Annotated in this window: 20 protein-coding genes; 8 read left to right on the forward strand and 12 right to left on the reverse strand. The window is 35.0% G+C overall.

Translation table 11 applies throughout. The annotated features are described in order from the left end of the window. Nucleotides 1-75 precede the first annotated feature (75 nt). From ACFCT9_RS04810 to nadA, 3 genes are read left to right on the forward strand one after another with little or no spacing between them, the layout of a single operon-like run. Entirely contained in the window at nt 76-1,650 is a 1,575-nt protein-coding gene (locus ACFCT9_RS04810) for an L-aspartate oxidase (RefSeq protein ID WP_412521298.1), read from the forward strand. Then, nucleotides 1,601-2,434 (forward strand): carboxylating nicotinate-nucleotide diphosphorylase, encoded by an 834-nt coding sequence (gene nadC, locus ACFCT9_RS04815; RefSeq protein WP_412521300.1) that lies wholly within the window; start codon nt 1,601-1,603, stop codon nt 2,432-2,434. Before ACFCT9_RS04810 ends, nadC begins: the two co-directional genes overlap by 50 nt. After that, nucleotides 2,435-3,535 carry a quinolinate synthase NadA gene (nadA, locus tag ACFCT9_RS04820; RefSeq protein WP_412521301.1) on the forward strand — a complete coding sequence of 367 codons (1,101 nt, stop codon included), beginning with the start codon at nt 2,435-2,437 and terminating at the stop codon, nt 3,533-3,535. A gap of 52 nt (nt 3,536-3,587) precedes the next feature. Here nadA and ACFCT9_RS04825 read toward each other — a convergent pair whose 3' ends face one another. From ACFCT9_RS04825 to hemE, 4 genes are all read right to left on the reverse strand, one after another. Then, on the reverse strand, nt 3,588-4,145 hold the full coding sequence (locus ACFCT9_RS04825; protein ID WP_412521302.1) for an RBBP9/YdeN family alpha/beta hydrolase: 558 nt from the start codon (nt 4,143-4,145) through the stop codon (nt 3,588-3,590). A 271-nt stretch (nt 4,146-4,416) separates the two neighbouring features. Continuing rightward, a complete protein-coding gene (gene hemY / locus ACFCT9_RS04830; protein ID WP_412521303.1) occupies nt 4,417-5,814 on the reverse strand; it encodes a protoporphyrinogen oxidase in 1,398 nt (465 codons plus the stop codon). Beyond that, nucleotides 5,807-6,763, reverse strand: a complete 957-nt coding sequence (gene hemH / locus ACFCT9_RS04835) for a ferrochelatase (protein WP_412521305.1) — start codon at nt 6,761-6,763, stop codon at nt 5,807-5,809. The genes hemY and hemH overlap by 8 nt, the downstream gene beginning before the upstream one ends. A gap of 37 nt (nt 6,764-6,800) precedes the next feature. Continuing rightward, a complete protein-coding gene (gene hemE / locus ACFCT9_RS04840; protein ID WP_412521306.1) occupies nt 6,801-7,841 on the reverse strand; it encodes a uroporphyrinogen decarboxylase in 1,041 nt (346 codons plus the stop codon). A gap of 325 nt (nt 7,842-8,166) precedes the next feature. Between hemE and ACFCT9_RS04845 the strand changes: the two genes are divergently transcribed. Continuing rightward, entirely contained in the window at nt 8,167-8,670 is a 504-nt protein-coding gene (locus ACFCT9_RS04845; protein ID WP_412521308.1) for a signal transduction protein TRAP, read from the forward strand. A gap of 73 nt (nt 8,671-8,743) precedes the next feature. Here the strand turns inward: ACFCT9_RS04845 and ecsB are convergent, their stop codons facing one another. After that, on the reverse strand, nt 8,744-9,970 hold the full coding sequence (gene ecsB / locus ACFCT9_RS04850; protein ID WP_412521310.1) for an ABC transporter permease EcsB: 1,227 nt from the start codon (nt 9,968-9,970) through the stop codon (nt 8,744-8,746). Further along, complete coding sequence (gene ecsA, locus ACFCT9_RS04855; RefSeq protein ID WP_412521312.1) at nt 9,967-10,704, reverse strand: ABC transporter ATP-binding protein EcsA; 738 nt, start codon at nt 10,702-10,704, stop codon at nt 9,967-9,969. Before ecsA ends, ecsB begins: the two co-directional genes overlap by 4 nt. Before the next feature lie 135 nt (nt 10,705-10,839). Here ecsA and ACFCT9_RS04860 point away from each other — a divergent pair, with 135 nt between their 5' ends. From ACFCT9_RS04860 to ACFCT9_RS04875, 4 genes are all read left to right on the forward strand, one after another. After that, nucleotides 10,840-11,265, forward strand: coding sequence for an HIT family protein (locus ACFCT9_RS04860; RefSeq protein ID WP_107605723.1), 426 nt, complete (start codon nt 10,840-10,842; stop codon nt 11,263-11,265). A 67-nt stretch (nt 11,266-11,332) separates the two neighbouring features. Then, nucleotides 11,333-11,803 carry a YtxH domain-containing protein gene (locus ACFCT9_RS04865; protein WP_412521314.1) on the forward strand — a complete coding sequence of 157 codons (471 nt, stop codon included), beginning with the start codon at nt 11,333-11,335 and terminating at the stop codon, nt 11,801-11,803. A gap of 252 nt (nt 11,804-12,055) precedes the next feature. Then, on the forward strand, nt 12,056-12,622 hold the full coding sequence (locus ACFCT9_RS04870) for a DUF3267 domain-containing protein (RefSeq protein ID WP_412521618.1): 567 nt from the start codon (nt 12,056-12,058) through the stop codon (nt 12,620-12,622). 169 nt (nt 12,623-12,791) lie between these two features. Continuing rightward, nucleotides 12,792-13,751 carry a peptidylprolyl isomerase gene (locus ACFCT9_RS04875; RefSeq protein WP_412521316.1) on the forward strand — a complete coding sequence of 320 codons (960 nt, stop codon included), beginning with the start codon at nt 12,792-12,794 and terminating at the stop codon, nt 13,749-13,751. A gap of 68 nt (nt 13,752-13,819) precedes the next feature. Here the strand turns inward: ACFCT9_RS04875 and yhaM are convergent, their stop codons facing one another. From yhaM to ACFCT9_RS04905, 6 genes are all read right to left on the reverse strand, one after another. Next, complete coding sequence (gene yhaM, locus ACFCT9_RS04880) at nt 13,820-14,761, reverse strand: 3'-5' exoribonuclease YhaM (RefSeq protein ID WP_412521318.1); 942 nt, start codon at nt 14,759-14,761, stop codon at nt 13,820-13,822. Next, nucleotides 14,758-17,694, reverse strand: a complete 2,937-nt coding sequence (locus ACFCT9_RS04885; RefSeq protein ID WP_412521320.1) for an AAA family ATPase — start codon at nt 17,692-17,694, stop codon at nt 14,758-14,760. Before ACFCT9_RS04885 ends, yhaM begins: the two co-directional genes overlap by 4 nt. Beyond that, nucleotides 17,691-18,881: a metallophosphoesterase family protein gene (locus ACFCT9_RS04890; protein WP_412521322.1), complete on the reverse strand. Its 1,191-nt coding sequence runs from the start codon at nt 18,879-18,881 to the stop codon at nt 17,691-17,693. The genes ACFCT9_RS04885 and ACFCT9_RS04890 overlap by 4 nt, the downstream gene beginning before the upstream one ends. A gap of 186 nt (nt 18,882-19,067) precedes the next feature. Then, the gene (locus ACFCT9_RS04895) at nt 19,068-19,421 is read right to left on the reverse strand and encodes a YlbF/YmcA family competence regulator (RefSeq protein WP_412521324.1); all 354 of its coding nucleotides are present in this window, start codon (nt 19,419-19,421) and stop codon (nt 19,068-19,070) included. A 131-nt stretch (nt 19,422-19,552) separates the two neighbouring features. After that, nucleotides 19,553-20,683 (reverse strand): DUF445 domain-containing protein, encoded by a 1,131-nt coding sequence (locus ACFCT9_RS04900; protein ID WP_412521326.1) that lies wholly within the window; start codon nt 20,681-20,683, stop codon nt 19,553-19,555. A gap of 196 nt (nt 20,684-20,879) precedes the next feature. Then, the gene (locus ACFCT9_RS04905; RefSeq protein WP_002481289.1) at nt 20,880-21,344 is read right to left on the reverse strand and encodes a helix-turn-helix transcriptional regulator; all 465 of its coding nucleotides are present in this window, start codon (nt 21,342-21,344) and stop codon (nt 20,880-20,882) included. Nucleotides 21,345-21,568: the final 224 nt, after the last annotated feature.

Here is a 21,568-nt window from a genome sequence, read left to right on the forward strand (position 1 = left end):
TACTTTTATGACAAAATCATTGCATACATATATGTTAACATAATTGTATATATTAATGTAAATAGAGGTGTAAACATGAAACGTGTCATTGTCGTTGGGAGCGGAATTGCTGCACTCTCGTTTGTTCGTCAATTACAAGATGATATCGAAGTGATTTGTATCACTAAGGACAAGCTTGCTGAAAACAACAGTAATTTTGCCCAAGGTGGCATATGTTTTTCAAAAAGAGAAGAAGATGAAGCAATCAGCCATAGTCAAGATACTTATGAGGCCGGTGCTGAAATGGGCGATATTAATGTCATTCAAGAAGTGATCACAAAAAGCTATCCATATATCCAAGCCTTAATAGATGAAGGTGTCCCATTCGATGCAAATCCTGTCACACATCATTTAGATTATGCAATGGAAGGTGCACATTCAGCAGCTAGAATCTTGCATGCAGGTGGTGACCAAACTGGTAAGTATATCGCACAGCATATGGTAGAACATCTTTCACATCCACATTTAACGATTATGGAAGCTACTGAGGTCATTGATTTAATTTACAACCATGAACAACAAGTCTGTGGTGTATTGGTCTTAGATCCAGCTGATGAACAGCAAATCATTGAAGCAGATAGTGTGGTATTCGCTACGGGAGGCATCAATAACCTGTTCCCTACGAATTCAAATATTCCACATTCGATTGCATCAGGTTGTGTCGTTGCATTACGTCACGGTATTGCCTTAGAAAGTATGGAAATGATTCAATTTCATCCTACATTATTAGGCGAACCGAAACATGCCTATAGTCTAGTCTCTGAAGCTGTCAGAGGAGATGGCGGTGTATTAGTTAATGAACAAGACATACCATTTATGAATACGATACACCCTATGAAAAGCTTGGCACCGCGTGATGTGACAAGTCGTGCGATATATCATCAACAGCAAGATGGTCATCAAGTCTTCTTAGATATTAGTGCGATTTCGAATTTCGCAGAACGTTTCCCTACTATTTACAAAGCCGTTCAAGCACATTATCCAAAAGCGATTGCGAAACAGCGTATTCCTGTCACACCAGGTGCGCATTATACAGTCGGCGGTATTAAATCAGAGATTGATGGAACAACAAGTCTTGAAGGCGTGTATGCGATTGCAGAAGCGGCTTGCACAAACTTCCATGGTGCAAATCGCTTAGCCAGCAATTCATTATTAGAAGGTTTAGTGATGGGCGCATTATGTGCTGAAAAATTAAATCAGACATTACAACCAGTCAGCCGTAGTCATTTTAGTCCAGTCTTTAAAATTCCTTCTATCTCTGCAGATAAAGCAGAATATTTACAACAAAAAAGTTTTGACATTTTAGGCGTAGAACGTAAAGGAATTAAAATGCAAAACTATCTTAAAGAAATTGAACAAACATTATTTGAAACAACTGAGACAGAATATGTTGATAAAGCAAAATGGCAACGCTATTGCATTGTCAAATTACTGCAAATTGTCTGTACAGCTGCCCTCTCCCGTCAAGAATCGAGAGGTGTACATTACAGACTAGATTATCCACATCAAGACAAACAATTACAATTCAAACTTATTGAAATTAATTCAGGAGGCATGGAACATGTTAAATCCACTACTCGTCAGAGAGAAAATCACTCAATATTACATTGAAGATAATCAATATGGTGATTTAGCAACACACATCTTTGATCAGACACAACAAGGCACAATGTACTTAAAATCAAAAGATAATGGCATCTTCTGCGGTGAAACCATCATCAAAGAAGGATTCAAACTATTAAAGAGTCATATTGAGATTGACCAAAAAATCAAAGATGGTGAAACAGTCAAACCTGGTGATATCATCGCTGAAATTACAGGTCCTGTTTATGTACTGCTCACAATGGAACGTATCGTCTTGAATTTAATTCAACGTATGTCTGGTATTGCGACACAAACACACCGTATTGCTGAGAAAATTGCCCATACATCTACAAGTATTGTGGATACAAGAAAGACCACACCAGGTTTAGGTCTCTTTGAAAAATTTGCGGTAACTGTTGGTGGCGGCTTGAATCATCGCCGTTCATTAAATGATGGATTGATGTTAAAAGATAATCATATCGCTTTTAGTGAATCGATGGAAATTGCGATTCAAAATGCGAAAAAAGTTGTAGGTCCAATGGATAAAATTGAAGTGGAAATTGAAAATGAAGAGATGCTTAAAACAGCAATCGACCAAGATGTCGACATCATTATGTTTGATAATCAAACACCTGAATGGATTGCTGAACACCTTAAAGCAGTTCCAAAACATATTCAAACAGAAGCTTCTGGTAATATAAACGAAACAAACGTCGTTGCTTACGCTGAAACTGGCGTAGATTTCATTTCAATGGGTGCTCTATTTTATGCGCAAAACGCGCTCGATATTTCTGCAAAGGTTGTGATTTAAATGTTTAACCCAATGTTATCTGTATCAAAGGAAATTCCTGAAAAATATCTCAAAATGTCTACCGAAGCATTAGAACAACATATTCAATCCATCAAAGATGAATTAGGTGATCGCCTATTCATGCCGACACACCATTATCAAAAAGATGAAGTTGTACAATTCGCTGATATTACTGGCGATTCATTAGAACTTGCACGTATCTGTAAAGAAAATACAGCGGCTGAATACTTCGTATTTAACGGTGTGCATTTCATGGCAGAAACAGCTGACATCTTAACAGATGATCATCAAGATATTTACCTTCCTGATTTATCTGCCGGCTGTTCAATGGCAGATATGGCGAATATTACACAAGCCCTACATGGCTATGATGTCTTAACACAAGAATTCAATTTAGATATTTTACCTTTAACTTACGTTAACTCTACAGCCGCAATTAAAAAATTCGTCGGTGAACATGGCGGTTCATGTGTTACAAGCGGTAACGCAAAATCAGTCGTGGATTGGGCATTAAAACAAGGTAAAGTTATTTTATTCTTACCTGACCAACACTTAGGCCGCAACACAGCTTATGACTTAGGTATTCCGCTTGAACAAATGGCAGTATGGGATCCTATTGCGAAAGAACTTGTTTATGAAGGCAAACTTGAAGACTTACGTATTGTTTTATGGAAAGGCCATTGTTCAGTCCATGAGAAATTCCATAAAGCACATATTGATTTAGCACGTGAACGTGACCCTGAAATTAATGTTATTGTTCACCCTGAATGTGAATTCGAAGTGGTACAAGCTGCAGATTATGCAGGTTCTACACGCTATATTATCGAAACAATTAAAAATGCACCAAAAGGTTCTCGTTGGTTAATCGGAACTGAAATGAACTTAGTGAATCGTTTAAAAGAAACATATACAGACATTACAATTGATTCATTAAACCCATTAATGTGTTCATGTTTAACAATGAACCGTATTGACCTTCCTCACCTAGCTTGGTGTCTAGATAAAATTGTAGATGGCAATCGCGACAACATTATTAAAGTCGATGCTGAAACAGCGAAATATGCGAAAGAAAGCTTAGATCGTATGTTGAGCATTACATGATAAATGAAAAGGTCTCTCTGGACGTTCGCCAGAGAGACCTTTTTTGATGTATTTAATTCGCCATACGCTTAATCATATTATTCTTTAAAGCTAGGAAAGTATCATAACCATCTTTCGTTGTAAAATGACCCGCTTCTTCAACAATCTTCGTTTCACCGCCGAAAGATTGAACTAATTGTTCTGTCGCTTCATACGGAACATTCGGATCATCTTTAGATGCTAAACCATAAAAATAATCAATACGTGGTTTCAAGCCTTCAATATCTAATGTTACATCCGACACATGTAAATCTGTGTGAATCCCTTCAGCATCTGGACCGTAGCCTGCGATACTGAAGAACCCTTCTATATGCACATCTGGATGTTGCTCTAAATATTTAAGCCCTGCAAGTGTACCAAATCCATGTGTGACGAAATAAGTTTCATACTTTGTTATTTCAACTTGCTCATTTAATTGCTTTAACCATTCATCCATATCTACAGGCAAATCATGTTGGATATTTACGATATCACAATGATAACCTTCTAATCTTAATGATTGTTCTAACCATTCATACCAGTTCGAATGGGCATCAGCGCCTTGCGCATGAATTAAAACAATATTTGTCATGTTCTTCACCTCTTGCTCTTTCAAAAAGAAAATGACCTGAAATATCAGTTGAAATGTATTGAAAACCGTCTCCTATCTTCTGTGCTCATCAAAAGATAATTTTCGATTTACAATTATCATTAAAACTTAGGTTCAGGTCATCTTTCTCTTGTTCTTGCTTATACCTATAATATAAAATCTATCATATTATCTCATCGTCTTCATTTAATAGATTAATCCTATTTGGTTAAAAGGTCAATCCTTTTACAGATTAATCAACAGTTCCAAAAAATTATTGAATAACATCTGCTAAAGATTCTGCAGCATCTTTACCTTGTTGGATACAATCCGGTAAGCCGACTGCTTCAAAAGCTGCACCAGTAATACGTAAATGCGGATACGTATGCTGAATGTGATCTTGAATACGTCTGATTTGTTGAATATGTCCGACATGGTATTGCGGCATACTTTTCGGCATGCGATGCACAATTGAAAATTCAGGATCACCTTTTATATCCATCATTTGACTTAAATCACGACGCACGGTCGCAACAATTTGTTCATCATCCATTTCTTCTAAAATGTAATCACCTGGTTTTCCGACATATGCACGTAGTAATACTTTGCCGTCAGGTGTAGTAAATGGCCATTTTTTGCTTGTCCATGTACAAGCAGTAATACGCGTATCAGATGTTCTTGCTATCACAAAGCCTGTTCCGTCATACGTATTCACAACATCTTTTTCATCAAATGCTAAGACAACTGTTGCGACAGAGGTACTTTCCATTGTTTTAAAGTAATCTAGTGCTGGGTCTTCAGAGAACCACTGCATAAAGGTTTGATGAGGTACAGTGACTAAAACACCGTCATAAAAATGTTTTTCACCATTATAGACCACATTATAGCCTTTTTGGAAACCAATGATATCTTCTACTTTTGTTTGATATTGAATGGTAGTTCCTTGTTCAACGATTGCTTTAGTTAAAGCTTCCATAAAGGACGACAAACCATGTCTGAATTGCTTGAATTGTCCTTTAGGTGCACCTGGGTAAAGTTGCTTTTGACGTTGACGTAATAACTTTTCATGACGCATCCCTTTAATTAAACTGCCAAACTCCTCTTCTCTTTCTTTAAAGTTTGGAAATGTACTCATTAAGCTTAATTGATCAATATCCGTTCCATAAATACCGCCCATTAAAGGTTCAATCAGATTTTCTAAAACTTCATCGCCAAGTCGTTGTCTGAAGAAATCGCCGACTGATATATCTCCATCCATCTCGATAGGTTTTTTTGTCAAATCCATCGCCGCACGAAGCTTTCCTTTTAATGAGATTAATTGTGTTGTCATAAAAGGTTTTAAATCAGTGGGTATGCCCATAATCGAACCACCTGGAATTGGATATAAACGATTACGAGCATAGATATAAGATTGTCCTGTTTGGTTAGTAATTAAATCATCACCTAAGCCGACTTCTGTCGCAAGCTCAGTCATGATTGTCTTACGGCCTAAATAAGATTCAGGTCCTAGTTCAATCGTAAATCCATCTTTACGATACGTTTGGATTTTGCCTCCTGTTCGATTCGACGCTTCAAGAATCGTCACATCATACTCTGGATGTGCTTTCTTTAAATAATATGCGGCGGAAAGTCCTGTAATCCCTCCGCCGATGACTGCGATTGATTTACTCATTTGCATCCTCTTCTTTCGTTGTTAAAACATAATAAATCTCATCTGCCATAGCGCCAATAAAGAGCGGATGTGTATTCGGCATCGGTGGACGATGGTACGTTGCACCTACTTCATCACATACCACTTTACATTCATGGTCATTATCATAAAGTACCTCTAAATGATCACATACAAAGCCAACCGGTGTATAAATGAAATGTTCATAGTCATATTCTGCTTTTAATGTTCTTGTTAGATCTTGAACATCCGGTCCGAGCCATGGTGTACCTGTATTACCCTCAGATTGCCAACCTCTTGCGGTATGTTGAATATTAGATAATTCTTCCAATAATCTAGTGTTGTCTTTAAGTTGTTCTGGATATGGGTCATTAGATTCTACAATCATTCTTTCAGGCAGACTATGTGCGGAAACAACCAATACAGTACGGTCATGCTCCTCTTCTGGAATTTCTGATAATGTTTGATTAATTTGTCTCACCCAATATTGAATGAATTTCGGTTGTTGATAGAAGCTTTGAACATGTGTCAAAGTAATGCCATGTGCTTCTGCTGCTTTCGCTGCACGTTTATTATATGAACCGACTGAGAAATTAGAATAATGCGGTGCCAATACAATCGTAACCGCTTCTGTAATCCCATCTTGATGCATACGTTCAACCGCATCTTCAATAAATGGATGAATATGTTTTAAACCGACATATACTTTAAACGTAATATCTTTGTCTTGATACATTACGTTTAATTGATCTTTTAATGCCTCTGCTTGTTCATCTGTAATTTTAGCTAATGGAGACATACCTCCAATAAATTCATAACGATCTTTTAAATTTTGAACTTCCTCAGGTGTCGGTTTTTTACCGTGACGAATATCTGTGTAATATGGCTCGATATCACTTTCTTGATAAGGAGTACCATAAGCCATTACAAGCAGTCCAATAGTTCGAGTCATATGAAACCCTTCCTTTACCGTTCATTTTGCATTGCTATTATTTGCGTTTTGTATATTTATGGACATAATCCGCAATCTGTTTCAACATTTCCGGTTTAACTTCAGGGAATACGCCGTGTCCTAAATTGAAAATATGTTTGCCATATGCCATCCCTTGATCAAGGATGTCATCTAGACGTGGTTGAATGACTTCCCAAGGTGCCAACAACAATGAAGGATCTAAATTACCTTGAATTGTTTTTGTAACCCCTGCATCAGCCGTCGCTTTAATTGTTGTACGCCAATCAATACCTAAGACATCAATAGGTAATGAATTCCACTCTTCAATTAAATGTGTCGCATTCACGCCAAATAAAATAACCGGCACATCATGTTGTGCTTTAATTCCTTTAATTAAACGTTCCATATGCGGTTTAATATAATATCTGAAATCCGGAGCATTCAGTGCGCCAATCCATGAATCAAAGATTTGGATTAATTCTGCACCTGCTTCAATTTGCGCATTCGCATACGTAATAGACATATCTACTAAATGATCCATTAACGCAAACCATGTCGCTTCATCACGATACATCATGGCTTTAGTAAAATGATAATTCTTAGAAGGTCCGCCTTCAATCATGTAGCTTGCTAAAGTAAACGGTGCGCCGACAAATCCGATTAAAGGCACATTTAACTTTTCTTCAGTCAATAACTTAATCGTATCTAACACATAAGGCACATCTCGTTTAGGATCAATTTGGCCTAATTTTTCTACATCTTGAATTGTTTTGATTGTGTTTTCGATTACAGGACCGATACCTGATTTAATCTCTACATCCACACCAATCGGTTTTAATGGTGTCATGATATCTTTATATAAAATCGCTGCGTCAGTTTGATAATGATCTACTGGTAAATGTGTCACATAAGCACATAACTCAGGTTGATGTGTAATTTCAAATAACGAATATTTCTCTTTTAAGGCACGATATTCAGGTTGAGAACGCCCTGCTTGTCTCATAAACCATAGCGGTGTATGTTCAACCTCTTCTCCCTTAATCATCTTTAAAATTGTATTATTTTTTTGATGCACCACAGTATCCTCCCACAATTATAATCATTCTAATCTATTCTAGCATATCCGCAGAATACACGTATTTCCTTGTTTGTAAATGTCATAAAAAAGACATAGGCAATTACAATCATGTAAATTATTTCTACATTTTTACTTTCTTTAGCTGCAACATATTATATTATGACATAATTTAGTTAAATCCTCATTGGTTCCGTTTTCATTTTCTGACACAATTACGCCTTTTCTATATCATCTTGTCCCACTAATACTATATAATAAGAATACTAGCTACTTTAATTGCTAGAAATTTAGTTTAAGTAGAAACAGACAAAAGGAGGAACGTGCCATGAAACTATATGCATCCTATGGTACATTCGGATACCTCAACCAAATTCGATTAAACAACAAAGACCATGATTTATTCTTATTTTCAACAAAAGATTCATCTGTGATTTTTGAAGAAACAGATCAACCAACTGTATTAAAAGAACCGCTTAAATACGAGGTACTTTCAAGTGTGAATGAACTTGAAGAAGAATGCTTCTATGCTGTTATCTTTATTCCAACTTCAGAAAATCACATGTACCAATTAGAGAAACGCATCACATCATTATCTTTAAACTTAGATAAATTCCCAGGATTCAAATGTTTCCGCTTCTTAAAACCGCTTAAAGGTACAACTTACAAACTGTACTTCGGCTTTAATGAGCGTTCTAACTTCGAGGATTTCAAAGCTTCTCAAGTTTATCAAGATAAGTTCTCAAAAGCAGCGTTATCTCAATTCTTCGGTTCTAGCGGCCAACATTCAAGCTACCTTGAACGTTTCCTCTATCCGGTGGATAAAGATTAAGCAAACCTATTCAAAATAAAAACAACGTCCATTAGCAAGCTTTGCTAATGAGACGTTGTTTTTCTGTTTCGCTTTAATCTTTTAATAAAGCTTCTTGATATTTCAATTTCTTGATAATATTTCTGATTGTCAGCCAACCGACAATAAAGAATAATATTGCCAAATAAAATTGGGTTGGGAACAAGATGGCGTATGTCAGTGTTAAAATTACGCCCGTTCCAAACATTATATGGTATAAAAACTGACCATAGCCTTGTATCACGCGTTCTTCAGGTACCGGCCAAACTTGGGGCCATAACCCATAGGCTTGTTGTGTATAAAACTGTGCAGTTTGCAGCAAAATAATATACATAAACAATCCGCCTACAATTAAAGAAATCCATTGATTGGCTAACCAAATCATTAAGACAAGTGTGATAATGACCAGTCTTAAAATGATATTAAATGCATCTTTCCCTCTTAGGAAACTGCGCTTAAATAAGAATAAATACATGTGTTTTGCGTTATATTGATTTGAACGCGGTCTTGGTAATAATACATCGAGATAACGACGGCGAACTGCTGCTGAACGCAGATGCTTCACGTCCGTGAACATATTAACGAATTTATAATAGTTCATATGATGTTGTTGTTCGATCGCAATCAATGTTTCCCATGGCAATAATTGTTTCTCATTCTTTTTCTTTAACACCACAATCCATGCAGCAAATAAAACAACGAGCAATACACCCAACCATTGATGAGCACCTAGAATAACAATGTAAGTCATTGCGAAAATCAGACATTGCAGTAATTGTATCAACCATACCGGTCTTTTCGCTTGTATCCATTCTAATTTAGCAATCAAACCTAAATAAGGATAAATCACAGCAATCACCGCAAATAGGATGAAATATAGCAAATTACCCTGTTCAAGCCGATTGAACAAAGGAAACAAAACGATTAATACTGCCACTTGTAATACGATTCGATTGAAATAACTATATGCAATACTATATTTCAAATAGCTATGCATATGGCGTTCAAATGGCAGCAAGAACAATCGGTCCGCTTCCTTAAACAAAGTTCTTAAAGGAAAAATTGAAATCACCGCAACAGCGATACTTGCTAAAATTGCATAAGGTATCCCTGTGGGTATATGTTTCAACCAATTGCCATAGCCTAAAATAAATACACCGAATAAAATCAATAGAAATACTGAGAAATGCCCATTAAAAATAAATTTATTGTAATAAGCTTTTTCTTTACTGATGGCTGATCTTCTTTGATTGAATAATGCGATTGCACGATGGTCTGTCATACGTTTTGACCACCTTGTGTGACATGAATATAAATTTCATCTAATGTTTTATCGTGCAGACCCGTTTGTGCTCTCAGCTCGTCTAGGTCACCAAAGGCAACAATGCGGCCTTCGTCTAGGATGATGAAGCGGTCGCAATAACGTTCAGCTGTTGCTAAAATATGTGTACTCATCAGTACCGTACGCCCTTCATTTTTCTTATCAACCATTAAATCCAGCATGGATTGAATACCGAGCGGATCTAAACCAAGAAATGGTTCATCAATGATATAAAGTTCAGGATTCACGATAAACGCACAAATAATCATGACTTTTTGTTTCATCCCTTTAGAAAAATGACTTGGAAATACTTGAAGTTCTTTTTCTAAACGAAATGTTTTCAATAACGGCATTGCACGCTCCATTGCGGTGTCTTTATCAATACCATAGGCCATTGCTGTCATATCAATATGTTCTTGTAATGTCAGTTCTTCATAAATCACTGGTGCTTCTGGAATATATGATAATTTGTGTCTATATGTTTCAATATCTTCTTTAATATTGGTACCTGAAATTGAAAGTTCACCTGCTGCTGGGGTCAACAAACCAAGCATGTGCTTAATTGTCGTACTCTTCCCTGCACCATTTAATCCAATTAAACCTACAATTTCGCCATTGTTCAATTCAAAACTAATATCTTGAATCACAGGCTTTTTACCATAACCACCTGTGAGATGTTCTACTTTAACAGTCATATGCTTACCTCCAACTGTTCTTTATTGTACCAAAAAGGACGCATCAACTCATAGAGAAATCATTCGTGACATGACGTTTAAAGGCGGGTAATGCTATAATGAACAATAAGTAAACCTTTTAAGGAGTGAATTGTGATGTCAGAAACAATTTTCAGCAAAATCATTGATGGTGAAATCCCAAGTTATAAAGTCTATGAAGATGATTATGTATATGCATTCTTAGATATCTCACAAGTAACGAAAGGTCACACATTACTTGTACCTAAGAAAGCATCACCAAACATTTTCGAAACAGATCCAGAAACTATGCAGCATATCGGTGCAGCAATGCCAAAAATTGCGAACGCAATTAAAAAAGCATTTAATCCAGATGGCTTAAACATCATTCAAAATAATGGTGAATTTGCAGACCAATCTGTATTCCATTTACACTTCCACTTCTTACCAAGATACGAAAATGATGTGGATGGTTTCGGCTATAAATGGATTACACATGAAGAAGAATTAGGCGATGAAGCGAAAGCTAAAATTGCTGAAGAGATTCAAGCACAATTTGAATGATTACCAAAATTTCGGGTAATAACATACTATATCTAATTTCAACATCATTAAATAAGGAGACTAACCTATGAGAGTAATTCGTATTTTAGGTGGTTTAGTTGCTGGTACTGCAGCTGGTCTTGCTGTGACTGCTTTCAATAAGAACAGTTCTAAAGCAGGTCAAACAGAATTTGACGATAGTACACGAGCAATTAAACAACAAACATCTAATATTTCAACTTATGTTAACCAAATCAAAGATGGTACAAGTGAAGTTAAAACCATTGTAGATGAAGTTAAAACTTTAATCAGCGATTTTATGAAAGATATCCAACCAAATATCAATCATATCCAAGAAAATATTCAAGATATCCAAAAACGTGGTGAAGTTATCGGTGAAACAGTTCAAGGCATTACGAAAAGCCCTGATAAGAAAAACATCACACCGTATACACCAAAACAACAACCTGTTGGTAAAGACCACAGAGAAACAGTACAACAAAATCAAAGTGCTGCAGTTGAACCTAAGAAGAAACATGTGGATACTGAAGCTGAATAATATTGATAAAAGACCAGAACATTAACAAAATTGTTCTGGTCTTTTTCATCACTTATATCCCTCTCAAAACCGCGCAGTGACAACTTTCTCCCCTAATCACACTTTTAAATTAATACAATCAAAAACTTCTTTGAAAATAATGCTTGACTCTTTGGTTAGAAAGATAGATAATACCTAAGTATTGATAAGAACTTACAAAAACTATTCCTAAAATAAAAGAAAAACAAATGAATAATGCGAGGAGGTATCGTGATGTTTTTATGCTCACGTCAAATTGATATTAATACAAGATTTGGCTTACCACGTATCTTTTTTATTGCGGTTGTCACAACTATAATTACATTTTTAATCAGCTATGAAGTATTGATATTTTTATCCAATAAAGAGATCACAGACCGGTACTTTTTCGTGTTTCTAATAGCGGTGTTACTACTCTATCCAATTCATAAACTCATTCATCTGATTGTATTGGCACCCTACTATAAACACTTTAAAAAGAAACGTCTGACTAAACGTCCATGGATTCCGTTATATAACTTATATGTCAGCACACCAGTGAATAAATATTTATTCTGTCTGTGCTTAATTGCACCACTCATCGTTCTTACTGCTTTGAGTATTTATTTGGCAGTATTAATGCCACAGTATGGTCATTACTTTATGTTCTTACTGTCATTAAACGCTGGTTTCTCAGTCATGGACTTTATGTATTTAAAATTAATTCTATTCTCTAATGAAGGCAGATATATTGAAGAACATTGCACAGGTTTCAACATCTTAAACAAATACGATATGCCTTTTGATACAAACTTTAATTAATATGAACACAACTGCACCTTAACCCTGAAAAACAATGGTTAAGGTGCAGTTTTCGCATTTCTTGCCATTATCTTTCAGACTTTCGTCTGAAGACAACAGTAATGAATTTGTATCAGATTCATATTATGGTATATTAACATTGTTATATTTAGTAAAAGGAGACTGCGTTATGAAATCATTTAAGAAAATTATGATTCCTATTACAGCAAGTGCAGTGCTATTAGGCGCATGCGGGAATCATGCAACAGATTCTAAAGAAAACGTCTTAATATCTTCTAAAGCTGGAGATGTTAAAGTAGAAGATGTAATGAAAAAAATCGGTAAAGAACAAATTGCCAATAGTTCTTTCGAAATTTTACTTGGTAAATTATTAGAGAAAAAATATGCAGACAAAGTCGATGATAAAGAAATAGATAAACAGCTCAAAGACGAACAAAAACAATATGGCGGCAAAGATCAATTTGAAAGCGCGCTGAAACAACAAGGCATGTCATTAAAAGACTATAAAGAACAAAAGAAACTACAAGCTTACCAAAAACAAATGTTGATGGATAAAGTCAAAGTATCAGACAAAGAGCTTAAAGAAGATACTAAAAAAGCTTCTCATATCTTAATCAAAGTTAAATCTGATGATAAAGACAAAGAAGGTTTAAGCGATAAAGAAGCAAAAGAGAAAGCAGAAAAAATCCAAAAAGAAGTTAAGAAAAACCCTGACAATTTCTCAGAAATCGCTAAAAAAGAATCTATGGATGAACAAAGTGCCAAAAAAGGCGGCAGCTTAGATTATGTTATTAAAGGTCAAATGGTGAAACCATTCGATAAAGCCCTTTTCCAATTGAAAGATGGTGAAATCTCTGACGTAGTTAAATCAGATTATGGTTATCATATTATTAAAGCTGATCAACCGACTGACTTTGCTTCAGAAAAAAATAAATTGAAATCACAAATCATCCAAAATAAAGTTCAAAAAGATCCTAAAATCTTAGTAGAAGCATACAAAGATTTACTCAAAGAATTTAACGTTGATTTCAAAGACAGAGATATTAAAAAAGCCGTTGATGATTCTATCTTGAATCCTGACAAATTGAAACAACAATCTCAAGGCGGCGAAGGTATGCAAACACCTTAATCTGGCTTAAGTATAAAATAAAGCTGAATTCCACATGGAATTCAGCTCTTTTTGTTATGAAGCGCAAGTTAATCTAAGCTCTCTGGGTTATAAAATTGTCTATTTTCCATTGCGAATAAACGTTCTGTAAACTGCCCTTTTCTTGTTTTCTTGAAGGCTTTTTCAAACATGTTCATTCTTGCATCGATATTATCAATATACGTTAAAATCTCAGCTTCTTTTAACATCGGTAATTTAGGTGAACCATATTCAAGTTTACCGTGATGCGATAAAATCATATGTTTTAATAACATCACTTCTTCACCTTCTATACCTAATTCTTCAGCAGCTTGTGTTACCTCTTCACTTGCGATAGAGATATGACCTAATAAGTTGCCTTCGATCGTATAAGATGTCGCTACCGGTCCGCTTAATTCTTTAACTTTGCCGATATCATGCAGAATGACACCACTGTATAGCAAACTTCTATTCAGCATTGGATAAATGTCGCATAAGCCCTCCGCAATCTTCAGCATGGTTAAAACATGATAGCTCAAACCGCTCGCAAAGTTATGATGGAATGAACTTGCGGCTGGAAAGACATAGAACGTATCGTGATGTTTTTTCAACAAATGTCTTGTAAGACGTTGTAAACGACTGTTCTCGATTTCCAGTAAAAAGTAATCAATTTGTTCTTTAATTTGATCTGGCGTTAACGGCGCACCATCAATAAAATCTTGTGCTGATAAACCATCTGACGGCTCAGCTAATTTAAATTGATTAACTTTCATTTGTTTACGTCCACGGTAATTAATCACATCACCTTTGGCGTGGATTATGGTTTCTGGTTTTAGGACTTCCATATCTTGCTTAGTCACTGTCCATACTTTAGCTTCAATTTCACCGCTTTTATCTTGTAAGTACAAAGTCATATAGTCTTTGCCTTGTGCAGTAACGCCTTGAGCAGCTCGATGAATCAAGAAAAAATGATCCACCGAATCGCCAGGTTGAAGCTTTTCTACATTTCTCATTTTTTGCCTCCTTCTTCTAATTTTTCTAATACAACTGTTTGTTTAGTTGGAATATTGGTATCTTTTGAACAAGTAAAGTATAAGATTTGATACTCTGCTGATAAAGTTTTCAAGTAATCAATCATAGCACCTTTACGATGCTTATCAAAATGAACGAATGCATCATCAATAATGATTGGCATTGAATAATAAGGTTTCAAGATTTTAATCAAGCTTAGACGTAATGCAATGTATAAAGCTTCTTTTGTCGATTGACTGATTTCATTCGGTTGATACATCTGACCATTACGGTGTCTAACTCTGACATCCTCATTTTCATATGTGACTTGCGTATAATTATCATGCGTCAATTGTTTGAATATCTCAGTGGCAACATTAATGACTTGCGGTAAACGTTTATCTTTAATTTGTTTGATATGTGCGTCAACCAATGCTTGTAAATAGCTGAGACTCGCCCAATCTTTCGCATTTTCATTCATTTGGTTTCTAAGCATATAGTAACGATGACGAAGTTGTGTTAAGGTATCATCCGTTTCCATATGTTTGATTTGTGCAGTTAAATCACTCACTTCAGCTTGTAATGTTAAATACTTATCATTATATTCATCAACCTGTGTAGCTAATCTGTTATTTTCTTCTTCTAATTGAACCTTAGTTTTATCACTTAAGTCAGATGCTTCATCATACATCATGTTTTGATTTTCCAAGTATTTATTTAGATCTTGATATCTGTTGTGATTATCTTTATAAGTCACATAACGATGATGGTAACGATAGTATGCTTCTTCGTCTCCAACTTTAACAAAGTCAAATAAACTGTTAATTGATTGGTTATGCTCCTCTAAACGTTCATTCAATTGTTTTAATTCATTGCTTAAAAGTTGAATGTCTTCATCATTTCGTGTCCAACGTGTTTTATTTTCTTCTGCTTGTTTCAACCAACGATTTGTATCATGGAATAATGCTGCTGATTTAAAATCACTAATTTGTTTTTCTGTGACAGCTTGCGCATGATCATAGAATGTATCAATTTCTGATTTTAAAGCGGTATGTTGTTCTTTCAATTCAACGACACGTTGTTTTAATGCTTGAATACGCTCAATTGTCTTAATCCCATCAATTAATAAGTCATCTGACATTTTATCAGACACATGCAAATCTGTTTTAACTTCTTGAATGTTTTGGTTAAAGCGTTCATGGTTTTGTTTAGCTTCAGCTAATTTATCCTCAGTTAATTCAATTTTAGAATGTAAGATACCTATCGCTTTGTCTACACCATGATGTTGATTTCTTAAACGTGCTTGATCATCTAAGTCGAAGTCTAAATCATATTTGTTTTCTAAATCCGCATTTTCTTGTTCTAACTGTGAAATTTCATTAGAGAAAGTTTCACTGTGCCCAATTTCTGATGATTTGAATAGCAGTGCACCAATCACAAAACCAACAGCAGCTACGACAAAGATAATCGCGAACAACATTGCTTGCGTCACAAATGAGAACGCTGCTAAACCTGCACTGATAATTGCTAAAACAAAGAAGATGATTCTTGTTGTTTTTGTCTTACGATTACGCTCAGCTTGTTCAGAGTCAAACGCTTCTTTCATTTTCTGATAAAGATTTTTCTTTTCATTCAATTCAATCGATTTTTGATTGTATTCTTTTTTCTTTTCAAAGACTTCATCCGAAACTAACGCATTTTCAACTTGTTGTTTTTCTTCTTCGTTGTTTGCTTGTTCAATTTGTTGTTCTTCAAGCGTACGTTCCAATTGTGTCATGTAAGATGCTTGATCTTGTTTCTTCGCAATTTGTTTGCTGACAAAGCTTTTCATGCTTTCAGAAGTATCAACTTGATCATGATCTTCTTGCCAACCAATATTAGATTTAAGTCCTTCGATTTCTCTTTCCTTATCCTCAATCTCTTTATTAAGGGTGTACAGTTGACTTTCTTTTTGTTTGATTTCATTCTCTTGTTTCGCAATATTATTTAAAGCATCCAAATCAGATTGTTTTGGCACATCAATTTGTTCATTTTCTTGTTGCAGTTGAGCAAGCTTTTCTTGACGCAGACTAATATCTTTCTTCAACTGATCTCTGCGTGCTTTAGAGGCTTCATAACGTTCGATGCCTTGTTCAGGGAAATCTAGCGGTTCAATATTTAATTCATGTTCCAATACTTTCCACTCTTGCGTTTGATCTAATAATGCAAGTTCTTTTTGTTTCGCTTCATGCATCTTAGATAACTGCATCAAGTTTTGTTGCAAATGATCTAAACGACGTTCTGCTTTATCTCTTTCATCAATCAAACTATGATAAGATTCTAATTCACTTTCATGTGTTCTGATTTGATTTTGTAAATCATTTAATTGTTCTAACTGTTGATTAATAATTGGATTTTTGCCTGAACGTTTATATAACGCTGCTTTTTGGTCTTCTAATTGCTCACGCATCGTTGTAAATTGCGTAGAGCCTAAAGCACCTGCTTGTAATAAATATTCTTGAAGCTGCTTCTCATCCATATTGCGATTGATATTTTGTAAACCTAAAACATCGAAAGAATAGATACCTTTATATGTATTCTTGTCGATATAGTTTAATTTGTTTTGCAACCATTCTTCATCACGGATACCGCCATTTTCAAGATAGACTTTGACATCACCTTGCGCGGCACCTTTCACACGCTCCACTTGGATTTCTTGACCATCATCCAACTTTAAATAAAGTTTGCCGCCGTATTGATTACCTAATCTTGGCTCAAAGCGCGGTTCGTTTTCCCGCTTAGTAGGAAAGCCGAATAAAATAGAATGAATAAATGCTTGGATTGTGGATTTACCCGCTTCATTCTCACCATATATTTGTGTTAATGACTTATTAAACTTAATTGTTCTTTCCACAAACTTACCGTAACCATAAATATCTAATGCTAAAATTTTCATGATTGCTCACCTCTCAAACCTGACTTAAGCAATGCTTCTGCACGATTAATCAATTCAATCTTATCAAAGTCATCATAGTTATCTAGGAACTTAGTAGCTTTAGGATTGAGATAAAGATCACTCATCGCATCTGTAAAAATGGCATCATCAGCTTTTAATTCTTGAGAAAATTCATGTTCAAGTGGTCTTGTATCATCATCTTTATACGACACAAATAATGATTCTATAAACACAAAGTTATTTTCATTTTCTTCGTATTCTCTCAGCATTGCTTCAACTTGCATTAAGTCTTGAGAAGATACAGGTTCATCGCTATCTATTTCTAAATAAACTCTATAGATGGCTTTACCTTGTCCTCTGACTTGCTCTTTAAATTTTTGAACCACTTCATAAATTCCTTGTTTGGTTGTTTGTGTCGTTTCAATTTTAATTTCATCGAAACGTATAAAATGTGAAGGTACAAATTCAACATTCAGTTTGAACTCATCCCCTTCAACAAGCAAGAAGCCTTTGTCACCCATTTCATTAAAGTGACGACCTTGAATATTACCAGAATAGTATGTTGGCGGCATGTCATTAATTTGTTGACGTTCATGAATATGGCCGAGCGCCCAATAATGATAAAGTTTAGAATTTAAATCTTCTAGTCGGAATTCAGTATAGCGATGTTTTGTTGAGGATTTACTGTATGTACCATGTAGTACACCAATATGCAGACCCTTCTCTCCTTGGCTAGAAGGATATTCATCTAATTTATTTTCATAACTTGCATGATCCTGATAACTGAAACCATGTAATAAAATCTTTTCACCATTCTTAGTAATGGTTTGGTATGTCTCAACATTTTTATCAAACACTGAAACGTTTTCTGGCCAATCTGTAACCACACTGTCTGAGAGCGGATCATGATTGCCATGCGCCATATACACAAAAATTTGTTCTTTCTTTAGACGTTCAAATTGCTCTTTTAAAAATACTTCAGCTCTTAACGTACGGTTATGATCATCAAAGACATCACCAGCAATAACTATAAAATCAACTTCTTCTTGCAATGCATAATTGACTAATGTCTTGAAACTTTCATACGTACTCTTTTTCACATCTTCATAAATGTTTTCACTTAAATGGCTATGCGTTTTAAACGGGCTATTTAGGTGTAAATCTGCACAATGAATAAATTTCACCATATCATAGTAAGCTCCTTTTTTCTTGTAATCCAAATTCAATATAAACTATGTAAATTCTACTGTTTTGTTAATCAAAGTATCATCTTATTTTACCATAGTCGCCTAGGATGAGTCTAAAGAACATAGACAATAAAAGCATGAAAAAAACTGCCGAGTGATCACACCCGACAGTTAAACTACCAAATATTATTTTTCTTCTTCAGCGTAAACTTCATCTAAAGGTTTTACGATGATTTGGTTGATTTCTTGGAATACTTGGCTCATTTGTTGTTCAGCTTGCATTAATTCAGCAATGTTTTCGTCTTTTTCAATTGCTTGTGCTTGCTCTTGAGCTTTTTTCAAGTCTTCTTCTTCGATTTGTTGTCCTTGCATTTGCATTTGTTGGAATTTCAATTGAGTTTCGCGGAACTCATCGAATAATTTTTTAGATTCTTCATTAGCTTTAACTTTGTCATAAGCATCTTTGATTGCTTTATACTCATCACTTTGTCTTAAAGCCTCTTCTAATTGGTTTGCTTGTTCTTTTAAATCTACTGCCATTTCAAATTCACTCCTATAAGTATTTGTTTTACTACGTCGTCAATAAACATAACATAAATGCATAACAGTGTCGAAACATTTACCTATTTTCTTATTAACTGCCTCTACTTACATTCCCTGCCATGTTCTTTTTAAACGAACAATGCAATAATACCTTGTAAACAACCAATAATTCCACCCAGTAAAAAACCGAGCAGCATAATTAATTTCAATTCTTTATTAGCGATTTCTATAATCAGACGTTCAATATAATCTAAATCAAATGAATTAATTTGTTCTTCTACAATACCGCTTAAATTCACTTGTTTCATAATTGAAGAAATATGTTCAGCAGCTTTATCCACAATTAAATCTGTCATAAAGCTCGCTGCATGTGCTTGTGCATATTGTACTAAGCCAGGTGCTAGCTCAGAAATCGGTTGGTTCGCTTTATGAGGAATATCAATATAAGCCATCATAATCGGCGTCATTTTTTCTTTGATGTTCGTGAATTGTGTTTGAGATAACACTTGATTCAAATGTTTACCTTTCAGCGTCTGATATTCATTTCTAATGAGCTGTGCAGCAATTTGACGTGCTTTTGGATGATTCGTTAAACGAATCAATTCCATTTGAATACGCTCAGCAATACTTTCTTTAGTCATAAACATCTGAAGCAAACCAACGATTTTACCTTTTTCTTCAAAGAACGTATCTAACATATTATAGATATCTTGTTCCCCTTTTTGAGAGGATAAATAGATGCGCGCACGATCACAAAGCAAGGGTGTTAAATCTTCAACTTTCTCATCCAACTCAACTTCTAATGCTTTAGGTATTAGTGAATGTAATTCAGCTTCTCCGTGTTCCTGATAATATTGCTGTAATTTATCTTCAATTAATTTTTGTACTTTTTGCTGTGCTGCAGTTTCGAAATCTATATCTAGCGACTGCGCAAAGTTTTGCAGTGTTGCGCGATCACTGCCTAATTTATTAATTTGCTGTGATAGAAATCCTTCAATCGCTGTTCTAGCACTCGCCGAACTAATTTTTTCTTTAATCAACGTTTCAGTTATTAAGTGCTCTTCGATGACACGTCCAATCTTATTCGCGATTTCATCTCTGCGTTTTGGGACTAAACCAGGCGTGAATGGAATACGCCATTTACCAATATGGTACGCTTTTTGCGGATGGAATAACATTTTAATCGCAATGATATTCGTAACACCGCCAATAATTGCGCCTATCACAATCATAAATAATATGACGAAAAATGCGTGCATAATTTTTATCTCCTTTTCAATCACTCGTAGCATTAATATTACAATATATTTCTTAACATGCACAATTCAGAGGTTTCAAAATAGAAAAAAGATTGATGGACTTAAGCCATCAATCTTTATAAGTAAAGTCTTATGTTGGATAAATAGTGTATCAATCTCTGTAAAAGATTCTGTTATCACTTATTTATCAGTTGAATTAAGCATGTACTAATTCATCTTTAGAGATTCTTCCGAAATATGTTTCAGCTTCTCTTAATTTAGAAGTACCAAAAATAGGTTGTTTGTTTTGATTTAAAACACGGTAGATTTCACTGACTTTATTACTTTGCAGGATAAATCCGTTTTTAGAATCTAATGTATTCCAGTAGATATCACTTGTTGTCGCATGTTTAGGATATGCACAGTGATTTCTAGAAATAGTTTGGACGATTTCAAGGGGGTCACATCCAAACGTACTATTTAAGACATCAGAGTCTCTGAATAAAGCGCAAATTGAAACACATGTTGTCCAGTTTGGTAAGACGCGTTCTTTCTCAATTTGTACTAATGTTTTCTTTGATAACCCAATTGTTTGAGCCATCGTATCTTGAGTGTATCCCGCTTCTATTCTCACCATCTTGAACTTCGTTTGAATTAAATCTGTAAAACTTTGTCTGTCCATCATTACTCTACCTTTCTATTGTGTAATCTTTCCGTACGCAAGAAATTGCAATAATACACAATTCTTGAAACACAAATTACATCTTAATACAAAATGCGAAAAATTAAAAGAGCGAATTTAGCTTTTATGACGTATTTTGATATATCCGAAATTGTCTAAATAATCAAACACATCACGCATTATATATTTACCAATTCCATATAATCTCATTGAATTGGTTAAAC

Source organism: Staphylococcus simulans, assembly GCF_047037175.1.
Lineage (GTDB): Bacteria > Bacillota > Bacilli > Staphylococcales > Staphylococcaceae > Staphylococcus > Staphylococcus simulans_C.